Raw genomic sequence first — 1,177 nt, forward strand, 5'->3', positions numbered from 1 at the left:
CTACCGAAGCTTGCTCAAACTGTTTCCGACTCCACAACCATTCCTCTTCATCTACGGTCTCTGGGTTCATCACTTGTTGCCAGTCATCTGGCGCTGCAGCATGTATCACTCCAATTCTATACTTATCTGTTTCTACAGTAATCGCGATGCTCATTGTACTTTTAATGAGTTCAGCTAGATCTTCAAGCTCACCTTGTGTGTACCGCTCTATCCACTGCCCACCTACATTTGAACTCGTATGCGTATGCCTGCATAGGGGGTCATGTAAACCATATAAAAATAGTGACTCATGATTCCCTAGGACGCTATGAACATTAGGCGTGCAACTAGCAAACTCAATCAGCTCTGCGCAAAAATCACCACGATCAATTAAGTCACCGGTAAATATAAGTATGTCTTCACGCTCAACGAAGCTAACCTTTGCCAGCTGTTTATCAAGCGCAGGTTTATCGCCATGAACATCACCGCAGAATAAGACTCTCTGCCCAACTCGAGGTCTGATTAGTTTATGAGGGTTTAGCTTGATCATTAGTCTGAATTAGTACCCTTGCTAGAGTTTAGAAAAGCGACTTTAGGTAGTTAGACACTAGCGCAAGATCGCTCAGAGCACCGCCTTTCAAAAGGTCCAATGCAGCTCGACCACCAAAAAGCTTTGCATTGTTTGGTTTATTGATCCACTCATCTGCTTGTTTAGATTGTCTAAAAAGAGTATGCAATGATCGATAAATATTTAGAATATGACTCATTCTCTCTGCTTGTTCTGCTGTGAATTCGTGACCATTAGGATTTGACGCTACCACCGTAAACTCTTCCTCACTGTCAAACCCAATTAGGTTAGCCTTGACCTTATCTGAGCATTGCCAATCGCTTAATACTCTGCAAACAGTTGGCACAGCCAAAGCTGTTTGTGCAATATCAAAAGACATCAATGTCCCCCCCTTTACTTCACAGAAACGTTTAATCATTACCGATGGGGCAATGAAGGCAAAACTGATAAAACGGTGCGTTATAGTCATTAAAGTGCCTTGTATAATGTTCCGTCTCACAAAAAATAATTGATCTTAATTTGTTATAGGTTCCCATATCTAAATATGTACGTATTGCATAACTGTTATTATGCTGTGCAGGCAAGTCTCCAAGTCCTTTCACCAACAAGGAATCAACTTCTTTACACTGA

2 protein-coding genes are annotated in these 1,177 nt (G+C 41.5%); both read right to left on the reverse strand.

All coding sequences use genetic code 11. The features are described from left to right. A partial coding sequence (locus A3761_RS24110) for a metallophosphoesterase (RefSeq protein ID WP_197473231.1) occupies nt 1-529 on the reverse strand: 529 nt, incomplete at its 3' end. A gap of 28 nt (nt 530-557) precedes the next feature. Beyond that, nucleotides 558-1,016, reverse strand: a complete 459-nt coding sequence (locus A3761_RS24115; protein ID WP_068751061.1) for an antitoxin Xre/MbcA/ParS toxin-binding domain-containing protein — start codon at nt 1,014-1,016, stop codon at nt 558-560. Nucleotides 1,017-1,177: the final 161 nt, after the last annotated feature.

The sequence above is a fragment of the Oleiphilus sp. HI0123 genome (assembly GCF_001635315.1).